The 15,524-nt window shown below is 68.8% G+C and carries 16 protein-coding genes; 7 read left to right on the plus strand and 9 right to left on the minus strand.

From position 1 onward, the window contains the following. Positions 1-2 precede the first annotated feature (2 nt). The 5 genes from VKQ35_RS04520 to VKQ35_RS04540 form a co-directional block, all read right to left on the minus strand. Positions 3-791 (minus strand): AAA family ATPase, encoded by a 789-nt coding sequence (locus VKQ35_RS04520; protein ID WP_324358968.1) that lies wholly within the window; start codon positions 789-791, stop codon positions 3-5. Positions 792-798: 7 nt separating this feature from the next. Beyond that, a complete protein-coding gene (rsmG, locus tag VKQ35_RS04525; RefSeq protein ID WP_324358970.1) occupies positions 799-1,479 on the minus strand; it encodes a 16S rRNA (guanine(527)-N(7))-methyltransferase RsmG in 681 nt (226 codons plus the stop codon). Then, the gene (gene mnmG, locus VKQ35_RS04530) at positions 1,454-3,304 is read right to left on the minus strand and encodes a tRNA uridine-5-carboxymethylaminomethyl(34) synthesis enzyme MnmG (protein ID WP_324358972.1); all 1,851 of its coding nucleotides are present in this window, start codon (positions 3,302-3,304) and stop codon (positions 1,454-1,456) included. The genes rsmG and mnmG overlap by 26 nt, the downstream gene beginning before the upstream one ends. 218 nt (positions 3,305-3,522) lie before the next feature. Next, entirely contained in the window at positions 3,523-4,827 is a 1,305-nt protein-coding gene (gene mnmE, locus VKQ35_RS04535; protein WP_324358974.1) for a tRNA uridine-5-carboxymethylaminomethyl(34) synthesis GTPase MnmE, read from the minus strand. After that, positions 4,824-5,063, minus strand: a complete 240-nt coding sequence (locus tag VKQ35_RS04540) for a DUF6489 family protein (protein ID WP_324358976.1) — start codon at positions 5,061-5,063, stop codon at positions 4,824-4,826. The genes mnmE and VKQ35_RS04540 overlap by 4 nt, the downstream gene beginning before the upstream one ends. A gap of 94 nt (positions 5,064-5,157) precedes the next feature. Between VKQ35_RS04540 and VKQ35_RS04545 the strand changes: the two genes are divergently transcribed. Continuing rightward, positions 5,158-5,868, plus strand: a complete 711-nt coding sequence (locus VKQ35_RS04545; protein ID WP_324358978.1) for a dienelactone hydrolase family protein — start codon at positions 5,158-5,160, stop codon at positions 5,866-5,868. Then, positions 5,868-6,836 (plus strand): quinone oxidoreductase, encoded by a 969-nt coding sequence (locus tag VKQ35_RS04550; RefSeq protein WP_324358980.1) that lies wholly within the window; start codon positions 5,868-5,870, stop codon positions 6,834-6,836. The genes VKQ35_RS04545 and VKQ35_RS04550 overlap by 1 nt, the downstream gene beginning before the upstream one ends. A 90-nt stretch (positions 6,837-6,926) precedes the next feature. On the opposite strand, the gene rho is transcribed toward VKQ35_RS04550, so the two are convergent. From rho to hemE, 4 genes are all read right to left on the minus strand, one after another. Further along, positions 6,927-8,378: a transcription termination factor Rho gene (gene rho, locus VKQ35_RS04555; protein ID WP_324358982.1), complete on the minus strand. Its 1,452-nt coding sequence runs from the start codon at positions 8,376-8,378 to the stop codon at positions 6,927-6,929. A 231-nt stretch (positions 8,379-8,609) separates the two neighbouring features. Continuing rightward, positions 8,610-9,068, minus strand: coding sequence for a CopD family protein (locus VKQ35_RS04560; RefSeq protein WP_324358984.1), 459 nt, complete (start codon positions 9,066-9,068; stop codon positions 8,610-8,612). Further along, positions 9,065-10,102 (minus strand): ferrochelatase, encoded by a 1,038-nt coding sequence (hemH, locus tag VKQ35_RS04565; protein WP_324358986.1) that lies wholly within the window; start codon positions 10,100-10,102, stop codon positions 9,065-9,067. Before hemH ends, VKQ35_RS04560 begins: the two co-directional genes overlap by 4 nt. Continuing rightward, positions 10,099-11,148: a uroporphyrinogen decarboxylase gene (gene hemE, locus VKQ35_RS04570; protein ID WP_324358988.1), complete on the minus strand. Its 1,050-nt coding sequence runs from the start codon at positions 11,146-11,148 to the stop codon at positions 10,099-10,101. Before hemE ends, hemH begins: the two co-directional genes overlap by 4 nt. Before the next feature lie 530 nt (positions 11,149-11,678). Between hemE and VKQ35_RS04575 the strand changes: the two genes are divergently transcribed. Genes VKQ35_RS04575 through dnaQ form a run of 5 tightly spaced genes read left to right on the plus strand, consistent with a single transcriptional unit; the run spans position 11,679 to position 15,362 of the window. Further along, positions 11,679-12,530 carry a pyruvate, water dikinase regulatory protein gene (locus tag VKQ35_RS04575; protein ID WP_324358990.1) on the plus strand — a complete coding sequence of 284 codons (852 nt, stop codon included), beginning with the start codon at positions 11,679-11,681 and terminating at the stop codon, positions 12,528-12,530. Then, positions 12,527-13,138, plus strand: a complete 612-nt coding sequence (locus VKQ35_RS04580; protein WP_324358992.1) for a Maf family protein — start codon at positions 12,527-12,529, stop codon at positions 13,136-13,138. Before VKQ35_RS04575 ends, VKQ35_RS04580 begins: the two co-directional genes overlap by 4 nt. Next, the gene (locus VKQ35_RS04585) at positions 13,135-13,983 is read left to right on the plus strand and encodes a shikimate dehydrogenase (protein WP_324358994.1); all 849 of its coding nucleotides are present in this window, start codon (positions 13,135-13,137) and stop codon (positions 13,981-13,983) included. Before VKQ35_RS04580 ends, VKQ35_RS04585 begins: the two co-directional genes overlap by 4 nt. Beyond that, on the plus strand, positions 13,980-14,597 hold the full coding sequence (gene coaE / locus VKQ35_RS04590) for a dephospho-CoA kinase (RefSeq protein WP_324358996.1): 618 nt from the start codon (positions 13,980-13,982) through the stop codon (positions 14,595-14,597). The genes VKQ35_RS04585 and coaE overlap by 4 nt, the downstream gene beginning before the upstream one ends. 57 nt (positions 14,598-14,654) lie before the next feature. Then, positions 14,655-15,362, plus strand: a complete 708-nt coding sequence (gene dnaQ, locus VKQ35_RS04595) for a DNA polymerase III subunit epsilon (protein ID WP_324358998.1) — start codon at positions 14,655-14,657, stop codon at positions 15,360-15,362. Positions 15,363-15,524 lie beyond the last annotated feature (162 nt).

A 15,524-nucleotide genomic window follows, 5' to 3' on the forward strand; every position in this document is an offset into this window, starting at 1 on the left:
CCTTACGCCGCTTGCTTGCGGCGGGCGCGTTCGCGCAGCACCACCTCGCGGGCGAGCCGCAGGTAGGCCTGGCTCCCCGCGCATTTCAGATCGTAGACCAGCGCGGGCTTGCCGAACGACGGCGCCTCGGAGACCCGCACGTTCCTCGGGATCACCGTCTGATAGACCGTCTCGCCGAAGTGGTTGCGCACGTCGTTGGCCACCTGGGCCGAGAGACCGTTGCGGCGGTCGAACATGGTCAGCACGATCCCCTGGATCTCCAGCTTCGGATTGAGGCTGGTGTGGACCAGGTCGATGGTGCGCATCAGCTGGGTCAGGCCCTCCAGCGCGAAGAACTCGCACTGCAGGGGCACCAGCACCGCGTCGGCCGCCGCCATGGCGTTGACGGTCAAGAGGTTCAGCGACGGCGGGCAGTCGATCAGGACGTAGCTGTAGGTCTGGGCCTCGCGCACGGCGTCGAGCGCATCGCGCAGCTTGTAGGAACGCCGCGCTTCCTGGGCCAATTCCATCTCGACGCCGGAGAGGTCTGGATCCGACGGCACGACGTCAAGGCCCGGCACCGTCGACTTCACCACGCCCTCGGCCAGGGTCTTTTCGCCCATCAGCACGTCGTAGAGGGTGTGCTTGCGCAGCGCGCGGCCGATGCCCAGGCCCGTCGAGGCGTTGCCCTGCGGATCGCTGTCGATCAGCAGCACGCGTTCGCCCACGGCGGCCAGCGCGGTCCCCAGGTTGATCGCGGTCGTGGTCTTGCCGACGCCGCCCTTCTGGTTGGCGACGACCAGCACTCTCATCGGGTGGTCAGACCTTGCGGGCACGGCCGAGCCTTTTCACGCGAACGATGCGGCCCCGAGGGTCGCTTTTGGATGGCACGACGTCAGCCTCATATTCCCAATATCTAGCGGCTTCCTTCATCTCGGCTACCACATCCTGTCCTTTGAGGAACAGGCCGGTGGCGCCGCCCTGAAGGTAGGGCCGGGCATACCCCAACAGGCGGTGAAGCGGCGCACAAGCCCGCGCGGTGACGATCTCCACAGTTAGATCGAGGTTTTCCGCACGCGCGTTGTGGACTGTGGCCGGAAGCTGCAGTTCCGCAACCACTTCGGAGAGGAACTTGCACCGCTTGGTCATGCTCTCCACGAGGTCGACGTGGAAGCCGATGACGCCTTTTCCGAGTATGGCCAGCACCAGGCCGGGCAGACCGGCGCCGGCTCCCAGGTCCGCCCAGGCGCGCGCCTGCGGGGCCAGTTTGAGCAGCTGGGCGCTATCCCAGGCGTGGCGCGACCAGAAGTCGGGCAGGCTCGCCGGCCCGACCAGGTTCATCACCTCGTTGCGTTCGGCGAGCATCAGCCGGAAGCGCTCCAGGTCGGCCATCTGGGCGGGCGTAGCCCCGCTGACGGCCTGAAAGCCGGCCGCATCCATCAGCGGGACGGCGGGCGCCCCATTCTCCGCCAGATCAGGCGGCGGCGCGGCGGCGGACATGGGCCAGCAGGGCGGTGAGCGCGCCGGGGGTCACGCCCTCGATCCGGGCCGCTTGGCCCAAGGTCAAGGGCTTGACGGCATTGAGTTTTTCGCGGGCCTCGTTGGAAAGGCCGCCGACCGTCGCGTAGTCGAGGCCGGCCGGCAGGGTCAGGTCCTCGTCGCGGCGGAAGGCGGCGACGTCGGCGGCCTGGCGGTCGAGATAGCCGGCATAGGAGGCGTCGATCTCGATCTGCTCGCGCACCGCAGGCGCCCAGGCGCTGATCTGCGGCCAGATGCGGGCCAGATCGTCGAAGCCGATCGTCGGATAGGCCAGCAGTTCGATCAGGTTCCGCCGCTGGCCGTCGGCCTTGACCGGCAGGCCGGCCTTTTCGGCCGCCGAGGGCGTCAGGGTCAGGCTGATCGCCATCGCGCGAGCCTCGGCCAGGGCCGCGGCCTTCGCGCCGAACGCCTTGGCGCGGATCGACCCCACCACGCCCAGGGCCTCGCCCTTGGCGGTCAGCCGCTGGTCGGCGTTGTCGGCGCGCAGGATCAGGCGGAACTCGGCGCGGCTGGTGAACATCCGATAGGGCTCGGTGACGCCGCGGGTGACCAGATCGTCGATCAGCACGCCGATATAGGCCTCGTCGCGGGCGAAGGCGGCCGGATCGGCGCCGGAGGCCGCGCGGGCCGCGTTCAGGCCCGCCACCAACCCCTGGGCGCCCGCCTCCTCATATCCGGTGGTGCCGTTGATCTGGCCGGCCAGGTACAGACCCGGCAGCCGCTTGGCCTCTAAGGTCGGATAGAGCTCGCGGGGGTCCACATAGTCGTATTCGATGGCGTAGCCGTAGCGGAACACCTGCACGGCTTCGAGCCCCGGCATGGTGCGCAGGAAAAGGTCCTGGGTGTCCTCGGCCACCGAGGTGGAGACGCCGTTCGGATAGACGGTCGGATCGTCCAGGCCCTCGGGCTCCAGGAACACCTGGTGGCTGGTCTTGTCGGCGAAGCGAACCACCTTGTCCTCGATAGAGGGGCAGTAGCGTGGGCCGATGCCGGTGGTCTTGCCGCCATAGACCGCGCTCTCGCCCAGGCGCTCGGCGATGATCTTGTGGGTCTCGGCGGTGGTGTAGGTGATGCCGCACTCGATCTGCGGGACGTCGATGCGCTCGGTCAGGAAGGAGAACGGCACGGGTTCGGCGTCCGCCGCCTGCATCTCCAGCCGGTCCCAGGCGATGGTGCGGCCGTCCAGCCGCGCCGGCGTGCCGGTCTTCAGCCGGCCCATCTTCAGGCCAGACGCATAGAGCCGGTCGGAAAGCCCGATGGCGGGCGCATCGCCCACTCGGCCGGCGGGAATCCGTTCGTCGCCCCGGTGGATCACCCCTTTGAAGAAGGTGCCGGTGGTCAGCACCACCCGGGCGGCCCGATAGGCCGTCCCGCTCTGGCCCAGCACGCCCACGACGACGCCATCGTCGAGAATCAGGTCTTCGACGGCTTCCGCGACGATCTCCAGGTTCGGCGTGGCGGCGAGCTCCGCCTGCATGGCCTCGCGATAGAGCTTGCGGTCGATCTGTGAGCGCGGCCCGCGCACGGCGGCGCCCTTGGAGCGGTTGAGCAGGCGGAACTGGATCCCGGCCTGGTCGCCCAGCCGGCCCATCAGCCCGTCGAGCGCGTCGATCTCGCGGACCAGATGCCCCTTGCCCAGGCCCCCGATCGCCGGGTTGCAGCTCATCTCGCCGATCGTCTCGAGCTTGTGGGTGAGCAGCAGGGTGTGCGCGCCGAACCGCGCCGCGGCCGCCGCGGCCTCGCAGCCGGCGTGCCCGCCCCCGATGATGATCACGTCCCAGGTCATAGGCGGCTGCATATAAGGGATCGAAGCGCTGGGGTCACGGCCTCCAGTTCCTCCCCCGTAGCGGCAGCGTGCGGGGGAGGTGGCAGCGAACCTGACGGAGGGGGCGCTGGGGTCGTGCTCAGAGCCTGGACCAGCGCCCCCTCCGCCACTTCGTGGTCCCCCTCCCCCGCTGAAGCGGGTGAGGAACTGGGTGTTTCACGTGAAACAACGAGGCGCGCTCACTTCCCGATGCAGAAGGTCGCGAAGATCCGCCCCAGCACCTCCTCCGGGTCGATCCGGCCGGTGATGCGGTCGAGCGCCCGGGCGGCCAGGCGGACATCCTCCGCCGCCAGTTCGAGGGCGTTGTCCTCGGCGAGCGCGTGGCGCAGGCGAGTGGCCGCCTCGGTGAGCAGTTCGCGATGGCGCAGGCGGGTGGCCGCGGGGAATTCGGAGCCGCCGAGTGACTCGACGACCGTTTCAGTCAGGGACCGCTCCAGCCAGGCGACGTCGTTGGGGCTCCTGGCGGTGAAGGGCTCGCCCGGCAGGCCGTCGAGGCCCTCGCCCAGGTCGCGCTTGGTGAGGAGCACGATGTCGCCCTTGCGCAGCGAGGCCGGGACCTCGGGGTCGGGGTCGCCGTAGCCGTCGACCAGCCAGACGCGCAGGCCGGCGCTCTCCGCCCAGGCCTCGGCGCGGCGCACGCCCTCCGCCTCGATCTCGTCGTCTGTTTTGCGCAGGCCCGCGGTGTCGGCGATGACTGCCTTGTAGCCGCCCAGCACCATGGGGACCTCGATGATGTCCCGCGTCGTTCCCGGCGTCGCCGAGACGATGGCCGCCTCGCGTTTGGCAAGCGCGTTCAACAGCGTGCTCTTCCCGGCGTTGGGCGCGCCCAGCAGCGCGATGCGGAAGCCTTCCCGCACCTGCTCGCCCCGCGCCACGTCGGCGGCGGCGGCCTCCAGTTCGTCGGCCAGGATCTCCAGGATCGGCCGCGCCCGCCCCGCCACGTCGGCCGGCAGCTCCTCGTCGGGGAAATCGACCGCCGCCTCCAGCATCGCCGAGGCGCGCACGAGCCCGTCGCGCCAGCGGGCCTGGACGCCGGAGAGCCGCCCGCCCAGCTGGGCGAGCGCCTGGCGCCTCTGGCCCTCCGTCTCGGCATCCACCAGGTCGGCGACCCCCTCGGCCTGGGCGAGGTCCAGCTTGCCGTGCTCGAAGGCGCGCCTCGTGAATTCCCCGGGCTCGGCCAGCCGCAGGCCGAGGCCCGCGAGCGCCTCGACCAGGGCGGCGACCACGGCTGGGCCGCCGTGGACGTGGAATTCGGCGCTGTCTTCGCCGGTGTAGCTCGCGGGCGCGGGCATCCAGAGCACCAGGGCCTCGTCGATCGCCCTGCCCTGCGCATCCTTCAGCCAGCGAAGGCTGGCCCGCCGCGCTGCCGGCAGCCGCCCGGCCAGCGCGCGGATCGCCGCCCGTGTCTCAGGTCCCGAAAGCCGCACCACCGCCACCGCCGCGCGGCCCGCCGCCGTCGCGGGCGCGAAGATGCTGTCGGTCATTTGCGGGTCGCGGCGCTCATCCCGACTTCCATCAGCTTGCGGAACTGCTCCTGGGCGCCGGCCCCGAAGCTCATCCAGTTCTTCACCAGCTCGTCGGGCGAGATCATCGACATGTTGGCCTCGATCCGGCCCTTCATCTCATTGACCAGGTGCTCGTTCAGCGCGCTGACATCCGGCAGGCCCATGAACCGGCGGGCCTCCTCGGGCGTGCAGTCCACCTCGATCGTCATCTTCATGCCGCAAGCTCCCGCTTCGGATTGCATATGGCCGCGTGACGGCCCCGCGCGCTAGTAGCGCAGACATCGAAGCTTACGGAAACCGGAGACGACCATGGGCGAGCGGACGACGATTGCGACAACGGACGGGACCTTCAGCGCCTATGTCACCAGACCCGCCAAGCCTGACGCGCCGGCGGTCGTTGTGATCCAGGAAATCTTCGGCGTGAACCAGGTGATGCGCGACATCACCGACGGCCTGGCCGCCCAGGGCTATCTGGCGATCTGCCCCGACCTCTTCTGGCGGATCGAGCCCGACATCGACATCACCGACAAGTCGGAAGCCGAGTGGAAACGGGCCTTCGAACTGTTCAACGCCTTCGACGTGGAGGCCGGCGTCGGCGACATCGCCGCCACCATCGCCCACATCCGCAAGGATGCCGGCTGCAACGGCAAGGTCGGCGCGGTGGGCTACTGCCTGGGCGGGCAGCTCGCCTTCCTGACCGCCACCCGCACCGACGCCGACGCGAGCGTTTCCTACTATGGCGTGGGCCTGGAAAACCGGGTGGCAGAGGCGGAGAAGCTGACCCACCCGCTGCTGATGCACATCGCCGAGGAGGACCAGTTCGTGCCCAAGCCGGCGCAGGCGGTGATCCTCGCCGCACTCAAGGACCATCCGCAGATCGAGATCCACACCTACCCGGGCTGCGACCACGCCTTCGCCCGCGAAGGCGGCGAGCACTATGACGCCGCGGCCGCCAAGCTCGCCAACGGCCGCACCCTCACTTTCTTCCAACGGACCCTGAAAGCTGGGGAAGAGGGCTGATGCGCGCGATCCGCTTCGAACAGACCGGCGGGCCTGAGGTCCTGAAGCTCGTCGAGATCGACGCCCCGCAGCCCCGTGCTGGCCAGCTGCTGATCCGCCACGAGGCGATCGGCATCAACTTCATCGAGACCTACCTGCGCTCCGGCCTCTATCCGATGAAGCTGCCCTCCGGCCTGGGCGGCGAGGCGGCCGGGGTGGTCGAGGCCCTCGGCGACGGCGTCACCCGCTTCAAGGTCGGCGACCGGGTGGCGGCCGCCGGGACCACCTTCTCCTACGCTGAGAAGTCGGTCGTCGCCGCCGAGCGCGCGGTGGCGGTTCCCGATGGCGTCGACCTCAGGACCGCCGCGGCCGCCCTGCTCAAGGGGATGACGGTCGAATTCCTGGTGCGGCGGCTGCACAAGGTCGAGCCCGGCGAAACGGTGCTCTGGCATGCCGGCGCCGGCGGGGTCGGGCAGATCGCGGTCCAGTGGCTGAAGGCCTTGGGCGCGACGGTGATCACCACCGTCGGTTCGGAGGAGAAGGCGGCGCGCGTGCGTGAGCTGGGCGCCGACCACGTCATCCTCTACCGCGACCAGGACGTGGCCGCGGAGGTCCGCCGGATCACCGAAGGCAAGGGCGTGCCGGTGGCCTACGACTCGGTGGGCAAGGACACCTTCGAGGGTACGCTGAAGAGCCTTGGCAAACGCGGCGTCTTCGTGAGCTTCGGCAACGCCTCGGGCCCGCCGCCGCCGGTGGAGGGCCGCCAGCTGATGATCAACGGCTCCTTGTTCTTCACCCGCCCGACCATGGCCGACTATCAGCTGACCACCGAGGAGCTGGACGCCAGCGCCGCGGCGCTGTTCGAGATGATCGGCTCGGGCAAGGTCACGATCGAAATCGGCCAGACCTTCCCCCTCGCCGACGCGGCCAAGGCGCACGAGGCGCTGGAGAGCCGGGCCACGACGGGCTCCAGTCTGCTCATTCCCTGAACGAAAAGCACCGCCGCTTCGGCTGAAGCGACGGCGCTTGTTTCACGTGAAACACAAGTAGAACTGGTAGCGCCGGTAGCGCCGCCCGCTCTAGGTGTTCATCGACTGGAAGAACTCATCGTTGGTCTTCGAAGACCGCAGCTTGTCGAGCAGGAACTCGATGGCGTCCTGGGCGCCCATCGGGCCCAGGATCCGGCGCAGGATGTAGGTCTTGGTCAGGTGTTCCTTGGGCGTGATCAGCTCTTCCTTGCGGGTGCCGGACTTGATCACGTCGATGGCCGGATAGACGCGCTTGTCGGCGACCTTGCGGTCGAGCACGATTTCCGAGTTACCGGTGCCCTTGAACTCTTCGAAGATCACCTCGTCCATCCGGCTGCCGGTGTCGATCAGCGCCGTGGCGATGATGGTCAGCGAGCCGCCCTCCTCGATGTTCCGCGCCGCGCCGAAGAAGCGCTTGGGGCGCTGCAGGGCGTTGGCGTCGACGCCGCCGGTCAGCACCTTGCCGGACGACGGCACCACGGTGTTGTAGGCGCGGCCCAGGCGGGTCACGGAGTCCAGCAGGATCACCACGTCCCGCTTGTGCTCGACCAGGCGTTTGGCCTTTTCGATAACCATTTCAGCCACTTGCACGTGCCGCGTGGCCGGCTCGTCGAAGGTCGAGGAGATGACCTCGCCCTTCACCGTGCGCTGCATGTCGGTGACTTCCTCGGGGCGCTCGTCGATCAGCAGCACGATCAGGTAGCACTCGGGGTGGTTGGTCTCGATCGACTTGGCGATGTTCTGCAGCATCACCGTCTTGCCCACGCGGGGCGGCGCGGTGATCAAACAACGCTGGCCCTTGCCGAGCGGCGCGACGATGTCGATCACCCGGCCGGAGCGGTCCTTCAGGGTGGGATCGTCGATCTCCATCTTCAGGCGCTGGTCCGGGTAGAGCGGCGTCAGGTTGTCGAACAGCACCTTGTGCCGGACGTTCTCCGGGTTCTCGAAGTTGGTCAGGTCGACCTTCACGAGCGCGAAGTAGCGCTCGCCCTCGCGGGGCGCGCGGATGGCGCCGTCGACCGAGTCGCCGGTGCGCAGGCCGAACTTCCGGATCTGCGAGGGGCTGACGTAGATGTCGTCGGGGCCCGGCAGGTAGTTGGCTTCCGGCGAGCGCAGGAAGCCAAAGCCGTCCTGCACCACTTCTAGCGTGCCGGAGCCTGAGATCTCGACGCCTTCCTCGGCCAGCACCTTGAGGATCGCGAACATGATGTCCTGCTTGCGCATGGAGTTCACGTTTTCGATCTCGAAGAGCTCGGCGAAGGCCAGGAGGTCGGCCGGGGCCTTGTCCTTCAGCTCCTGCAGGCTCATCCGGGTCAGCCCCATCTTGGCGATGGTGTTGGCGACCTCGGAGGGCTCTTCCGGCTCGTGGGCGGCCTCGTCCTCGGCGATGGCTTCGGCAGCCTCGGCCTCAGCGGCCTCCAGGTCCGGCGCGGCGGTTTCAGGCGCGGCGTCTTCGCCGATGTTGTCTTCGGTGGGGGTTTCGTTTTCGTCTTGCATGGGCATTCACTCGTGTTCGCCCACGGAGCCGGACGGAGTCCGGGCGCGGGCTGGTCTTAAGATGTGGGCGCGGACGCCGTTGTGGTTCGTCTTCTTTGGGAGCCGGACCGCTTGCGGCGAGACGCACGCGAGGGCCGGAGATAAGGCGGGACGTGTCCTTGTCGGGAACACGCGAGGTGATCCGAACCACGAAGACCGCTTCGGGTCAAGGATTCCAGCCCGATGGCCGGGTGCGGCCTAGTGGTTGCCGAACTTGGTGGTGACGGCGAGCACCATGACGATGGCGACCAGGAACGGCAGCTCGTTGGTCATCCGCCAGAACTTCGCGGTCCGGTCGCGGCGGCCGGCGACGAAGCCCCTGTGGGCGTCGCTGATGAAGCCGTGCCAGCCGGTCACGAAGACGATGCCGGCGATCTTGGTCAGCATCCAGGGCTCGGCGAGGAAGCCGACGCCCCTTATCTGGCTATCCACATAGATCAGCGAAAGACCCAGGCCCCAGACAAGCCCCATGGCCGGCAGCAGGATGATCTTGATCACCTTACCTTCCCAGCGGGTGAAATGGGCGTCGAACTCGCTGCCGGGCGGCGCGGTCTCGGTATGGTAGGCGAAGAGCCTCGGCAGCATCATCAGCCCGGCCATCCAGGCGATGACCGCGACGATGTGCAGGCCAATCAGCAGATTGTAGGCGCCGGTCATGCCCCGCTCCCGCTCCGGAGCGCGCATTTCGCATGGCCCGCGGGACAGCGCCAAGGCCCGTGCGGCGCGGGCCCCGCGTCCCGGCCGGCCGCGTCGAGCGCCGCGCGGGCCAACTCGGCGATGAAGGCCTCCTGCACGCCGGGCGTCGGCGCGCGCAGGTAGGGCGCGCAACCCGCCGCCCTGGCGACCTTGGCGTAGTCGTGGTCGAGCTCGACGAGCGTCTCCACGTGCTCGGAGACGAATGCGATGGGCGCGATCAGCACGCCCCTGCTCTCGGACCCCGCCCGGCGGATCTCGTCGTCGGTCGAGGGTCCCAGCCACTTCAGCCGCCCGACCCGGCTCTGGTAGCAGACCCGCCAGTCGGCGAACTCGGGCAGGCGCTGCGCGATCGCCGCCGCTGTGGCCTCGACTTGCGCTTCGTAGGGGTCGCCATCGTCGACGATCTGCTGCGGCAGGCCGTGGGCGGAGAACAACAGGCGTAGGCCCTCAGGTCTGCCGGCGTCCTCCCAAACCCGGCGGATCGCCGCCACGTGCGCGTCGATGAGGCCCATCGCCGTCGGATAGCAGCAGACCGTGCGCGTGCGGCCCGGCCCCTTATAGACTGCGAGCCAGTCTTTCAGCGACGAGGCCGTCGTCGTCGTCGAATACTGCGGATAGAGCGGCAGCAGCACAATCTCGTCGGGGCCGAACGCCGCGACTTGCACCGCCGCCTCCTTCGCAAACGGTTTCCAGTAGCGCATGGCGATGAAGCAGCGGGCCTCGACGTCGAGGTCCATGGCCTTGAGCTCGGCTTCCAACGCTCGCGCCTGAGCCTGCGTCTCCGGCAGCAGCGGCGAGGCGCCGCCCATCATGGCGTAGTTGGCCTGCGCCATCCGCGCCCGCGTCGTCGAGATCATCGCCGCCAGCGGCAGGCGCGCCACCGCTGGGAGGGTGATGATGGCCGGATCACGGAACAGATTGAAAAGAAACGGCTTTACGGCCTTCAGACTGTCCGGCCCGCCGAGATTGAACAGGACCACCGCAAGCTTGGTCACTCCGCGGCCATCGCCTTCACCGGCTTGCCGGTCACACGCGCCACCACGCGGGCGATGTTCTCGATCGGCGTGTCGGGGATCACCCCATGGCCGAGATTGAAGATGTAAGGCCGGTCGCCCCACTGCTCGAGCAGGGTCTCGACCCGGGCGTCGAGCGCCGGGCCGCCGGCGCGCAGCAAGAGGTTGTCGAGCGCGCCCTGGATGGTCTTGCCGCCGGCCTGCAGGCGCTGGCCGAGCGCGGCGCTGGCCTGGGTGTCGAGCGCGACGCCTTCCACCGGCACGGCGCGAGCGTAGTTTTCCACCAGTGCGCCGGCGCCGCGCGGGAAGCCGATGAAGGGCGCGGTGACGCCGGCCGCCCGCACCTGTTCGACGATGGCCCGGTGCGGCGCGATGACGAGGCGTTCGAACACGTCCTCGGCCAGGCTTTCGGCCCAGCTTTCGAAGATCTTCAGCGCCTGGGCGCCCGACCTTGCCTGCATGATCAGATAGCGGGCCGTGGAATCCACCAGCACCTGCAGCAGGGCGTCGAGCTTTTCCGGATGCTCGTAGGCGAAGGTGCGGGCTTCCTCGCGCTGCGAGCCGCGGCCCTCGATCATATAGGTGGCCACCGTCCAAGGCCCGCCCGCGAAGCCGATCAGCGCCCGCTCCGGCTCCAGCTCGGCGCGGACCCGGGCCAGGGTTTCGCCGATCGCCGCGAGCCGTCCGGTGGAGGCCTCGACCTCGTCGGCCATCCGCGCGATGTCGGGCAACTCGCCGAGCCTGGGGCCCTCGCCGGCCTCGAACCAGACCTTTTGGCCCAGCGCGCCCGGGATCAGCAGGATGTCGGCGAAGACGATGGCCGCATCCATCGGAAACCGCCGCATCGGCTGCAGCGTCGCCTCCGCCGCCATCTCCGGATTGTGGCAGAAGGAGATGAAGTCCTTCGCCCGGGTCCGCAGCTCCAGGTATTCCGGCAGCGAACGGCCGGCCTGGCGCATGAACCAGACCGGCGGACGGTCCAGGGTTTCGCCGGCCAGGGCTCTCAAGAGGCGCGGGGTCTCGCTCATGCAGGCCTTAAATCGCCTCTCGGCCCAAGTCTCAAGTGCGCGGCCCAACCCTTCACCCGGTCTGCCCTTCTTCTTCATTCTAAGAATCTAGAAAATAGGTGGCGAAGGTGGCGGTAGAGCCTGTCGAGACGGTGGATGACCGGCGGGGCGCCGTGGCGTTTCCGGCCTTCTCCCCAGGCCGTCCGCCGCGGCCCTACCGGGTTATACCAAGGGTGTGGATAGCGGGGATGTCCGCCCAAACCCCCTTGAGGGAATTAAGCTTTCGTTAAGACCTTCGGGGACGACGCGGGGCGCCGCGGACGCCGCGCGCGATCCTGTCGACAACCGGGGATGACGCTTTCCACCGGTCCGCGCGCCGGTGGGTTAATGCTCCGTTAACGGCCCTTTTCGTCCCGCCCATACATGGGGATAGTGCGCGCGCCGCCCGCGCACGCGATCTATCCCCATTCCGGCCGGTGTTCGCTAAGACTGCTCCACAGGAATCGTCCCCAGGCTTTCTTTCGAGCCCAAGCGTTTCAGCAAGGCCGCCCGTGACCACGACCGCCCCAAGGCTCGCCACCTACTTCCACGTCCACCTGGTGTCGGACTCCACCGGCGAGACCCTGAACGCCATGGCGCGCGCGGTCTGCGCCCGCTTCGACAATGTCCTGCCGATCGAGCACATCTATGCGCTGGTCCGCTCGCAGCGCCAGCTCGACCGCGCGCTGGGCGACATCGAAGAGGCGCCGGGCGTCGTCATCCACACTATCGTCGACGACGGCCTGCGCGAGGCGCTGGAGGAAGGCTGCCGCAAGCTCGACATGCCCTGCATCCCGGCGCTCGACCCCCTGGTCTCGGCCATGTCGCGCTATCTCGGCTATTCGACGACCACCCGGGTCGGCGCGCACCTGCGGCTCGACAACGACTATTTCAACCGCATGGACGCGCTCAACTACGCCATCGGCCACGACGACGGCCAGGGCGGCCAGGACCTGGAACAGGCCGACGTGATCCTGGTGGGCGTCTCGCGGACCTCGAAGACGCCCACCTGCATCTACCTGGCGCACCGCGGCGTGCGGGCCGGCAATGTGCCGCTGGTGCCGGGCCGCCCGCCGCCGGAAAAGCTGTTCAACCTCAACAGCACCCTGGTGGTGGGCCTGTCGATCTCGCCGGACCGGCTGATCCAGATCCGCCGCAACCGCCTGCTCAGCCTCAAGGAAAACCGCGAGTCGACCTACATCGACGTCGACGCGGTGCGCGATGAGATCGTCCAGGCCCGGCGCCTTTACGAGCGCCAGGGCTGGCCGGTGATCGACGTGACCCGCCGTTCCGTCGAGGAGACCGCTGCGGCGGTGCTGAATTTGCTGCATGGCGGGCATGGCCAGGTCGAGGTGCTGGGGTGAGTCCCACACAGGGGAGCCTTGGCCTGATCCTGGCCTCGAAGAGCGCGACCCGGCGCGCGGTGCTCGACGGCGCGGGCGTGGCCTATGAAGCCGTGGGCTCCGGCGTCGACGAGGACGTCGCCAAGGCGGCGCTGTTCGCGAAAAAGGCCAATCCGCGCCAGATCGCCGAGGCGCTGGCGGAGGACAAGGCGCTGGCGGTGTCGGTTGGGCGGCCGCAGCTGGTGATCGGCGCCGACCAGACGCTGGAGTTCCAGGGCGGGCTCTACGACAAGGTTGAAACCGTCGAGGCCGCCCGGGAGCGGCTGAAACTGCTGCGCGGCAAGCCGCACATGCTGCATTCGGCGGTGGTGGTCGCCCAGGGCGGCGCGGTGACCTGGCGCGAGACTCAGAGCGCGACGCTCAGAATGCGGGATTTCTCCGACGGCTTTCTCGAGGACTACCTCGCCGCCGAGGGCGAGGCGGCGCTGGGCTCGGTGGGGTGCTACCGCCTGGAAGGCCTGGGCGTGCAGCTGTTTTCCAAGATCGAGGGCGACTATTTCACCATCCTGGGCCTGCCGCTGATGGGCCTGCTCGATCTGCTGCGCCGGCGCGGGATCCTGACCCCATGAGCCGCCCCATCACCGGAAAAACCGCCGTGGCTGGTGTCGTGGGCAGCCCGATCGCCCACTCGCTCAGCCCGATCCTGCACAACGCCTGGCTGGAAGCGGCCGGCATCGACGGGGTCTATGTGGCGCTGGAGGTTGATGCGTTGGGCTTCGCCAACTTCATCAACGGCCTGCGCGCCACCTCTCTGGCTGGGCTGAACGTCACCCTGCCCTATAAGGAAGCCGCGCTCGCCGCAGCCCACGACGCCGACCCCAGGGCGCGGCGCGCGAAGGCCGCGAACCTTCTGACCTTCGATGACTACGGCGTGATCCGGGCCGACAACACAGACGGTCTGGGCCTCCTGGCGGCTTTCGCCGAGCAGGCGCCGGCGTTCGATCCAAAGGCCGGACCGGTGGTGATTGTCGGCGCAGGCGGCGCGGCTCGCGGCGCACTCGGCGCCATGCTCGACGCCGGCTGCCCGGAAATCCGCATCATGAACCGCACGCCGGCTCGCGCCGAGGCGCTCGCGGCTGAACTTGGGGGTGAAGCCTACGAGTTGCGGGACGCGGAAGCGGTCTTCTTCGGCGCGACAGCGGTCATCAACACCACCTCGGCGGGCGTGGCGAATGGCGAGACGCTCGACCTGCCACTGGCTGCGACGCCTGACGGCTGTGTCGTCATGGACATGGTCTACAAGCCGCTGATCACCCCGTTCCTGGCCCAGGCCCAGGCGCTCGGCCGCCCGACCGTCGATGGCCTGGCCATGCTGATCGGCCAGGCGCGGCCTTCGTTCGAGGCCTTCTATGGCGCGCCGCCGCCGGCCGACCTCGACGTCCGCGCCATCGCGCTGAAGGCGCTCGGCCAGTGATCCTGATCGGCCTCACCGGCTCCATCGGCATGGGGAAGTCGACGACGGCGGCCATGTTCCGCGAGGCGGGCGTGCCGGTCTATGACGCCGACGCCGCGGTGCACGATCTCTATGACCAAGGCGGCGCGGCGGTGGAACCGGTCGGCGCGGCCTTTCCGGGCGTGGTCAAGGCCGGCCGGGTGGACCGCGAGGCGCTGCGGAATGCGGTGCTCGGCAAGCCCGAGGAACTGAAGCGCCTGAACGCCATCGTCCACCCGCTGGTCGGCCGCGACCGGGTCGGCTTCTTCGCGAAGGCGCAGGCCGACGGCGCCGACATGGTGGTGCTGGACATCCCGCTGCTGTTCGAGACCGGCGGCCACGCCAATGTCGACGCCGTGGTGGTGGCCAGCGCGCCCGCGGAGATGCAGCGCGAGCGGGTGCTGGCCCGGGACGGCATGACCCCGGAACGCCTCGACGCCATCCTCGCCCAGCAGATGGCCGACGCCGAAAAGCGCGCCCGCGCCCACTTCGTGGTCGACACCTCGCGCGGCCTGGAGCCGGCGCGGCAGCAAGTCGCCGAGATCATCGCGGTCATGCGCGATCCACAGCAAAGGCCGGCTTCTCCCCGCCAATAGGACGCCGCGACGCTCCGCGCGGTTGAAACCTGCGCCCGAACGGGCACATGAAGGGTCATGGCGCGCGAGATCGTTCTCGACACGGAAACCACCGGCTTCGAGCCCACGCAAGGCCACCGCCTGGTGGAAATCGCCTGCCTGGAGATCGACGACTTCATCCCGACCGGGCGCAGCTTCCACACCTACATCGACCCCTGCCGCGACATGCCGCCGGACGCCGAGCGGGTGCACGGGCTGTCGGGCGCCTTCCTGAAAGGGAAGCCGAAGTTCGAACATCCGCAGGTGGTCGACGCCTTCCTGGAGTTCGTCGGCGACGCGCCGCTGATCGCCCACAACGCCGCCTTCGACCGAAACTTCATCAATCACGAGCTGGGCGTGGTGAACCGCCATCCGCTGCACGAGGACCGCTGGATCGATACGCTCGGCCTGGCCCGCGTGCGGTTTCCGGGGATGCACAATTCGCTCGATGCGCTCTGCAAGCGCTTCAAGATCTCGCTCAGCGAGCGCGAGAAGCACGGCGCGCTCGTCGACGCCAAGCTGTTGGCCGCGGTCTATCTGGAACTGAAGGGCGGCCGCGAGCGCCGGCTGGAGCTGACCAGCTCGGTCGCCAGGGCCGCCGCCGTCCACGCCGCGACCCGCAACGAATATGGCGCGCGCCCGAGACCGCTCGCGCCGCGCTCGACCGAGGAAGAACGCGCGATCCACGCCGCCTTCATCCGCGACGTGGTCAAGAGCGAGGCGCTCTGGGAGAAATTCGCGGTCTAGGCGCCGGGCTCTAGGCAGCCTCCTCCCCTTGTGGGAGGAGGTGTCGGCCGAAGGCTGACGGAGGTGGGGTCACACTCCGCCATCCGCGCGATTCCGCGAAGCGGAAGAAAAGAAAAACACGGAAAGATACGGAAAGGGGATCGGCCCGCCTTCCGTGCTCTT

Source organism: Phenylobacterium sp. (assembly GCF_035309685.1).
In the GTDB taxonomy this organism is placed as follows: Bacteria; Pseudomonadota; Alphaproteobacteria; order Caulobacterales; family Caulobacteraceae; genus Phenylobacterium.

Coding starts and splice junctions, on each gene's coding strand:
- VKQ35_RS04520 (WP_324358968.1), bottom strand. CDS start 791: ATGAGAGTGCTGGTCGTCGCCAACCAGAAGGGCGGCGTCGGCAAGACC.
- rsmG (WP_324358970.1), bottom strand. CDS start 1,479: ATGTCCGCCGCCGCGCCGCCGCCTGATCTGGCGGAGAATGGGGCGCCC.
- mnmG (WP_324358972.1), bottom strand. CDS start 3,304: ATGACCTGGGACGTGATCATCATCGGGGGCGGGCACGCCGGCTGCGAG.
- mnmE (WP_324358974.1), bottom strand. CDS start 4,827: ATGACCGACAGCATCTTCGCGCCCGCGACGGCGGCGGGCCGCGCGGCG.
- VKQ35_RS04540 (WP_324358976.1), bottom strand. CDS start 5,063: ATGAAGATGACGATCGAGGTGGACTGCACGCCCGAGGAGGCCCGCCGG.
- VKQ35_RS04545 (WP_324358978.1), top strand. CDS start 5,158: ATGGGCGAGCGGACGACGATTGCGACAACGGACGGGACCTTCAGCGCC.
- VKQ35_RS04550 (WP_324358980.1), top strand. CDS start 5,868: ATGCGCGCGATCCGCTTCGAACAGACCGGCGGGCCTGAGGTCCTGAAG.
- rho (WP_324358982.1), bottom strand. CDS start 8,378: ATGCCCATGCAAGACGAAAACGAAACCCCCACCGAAGACAACATCGGC.
- VKQ35_RS04560 (WP_324358984.1), bottom strand. CDS start 9,068: ATGACCGGCGCCTACAATCTGCTGATTGGCCTGCACATCGTCGCGGTC.
- hemE (WP_324358988.1), bottom strand. CDS start 11,148: ATGAGCGAGACCCCGCGCCTCTTGAGAGCCCTGGCCGGCGAAACCCTG.
- VKQ35_RS04585 (WP_324358994.1), top strand. CDS start 13,135: ATGAGCCGCCCCATCACCGGAAAAACCGCCGTGGCTGGTGTCGTGGGC.
- dnaQ (WP_324358998.1), top strand. CDS start 14,655: ATGGCGCGCGAGATCGTTCTCGACACGGAAACCACCGGCTTCGAGCCC.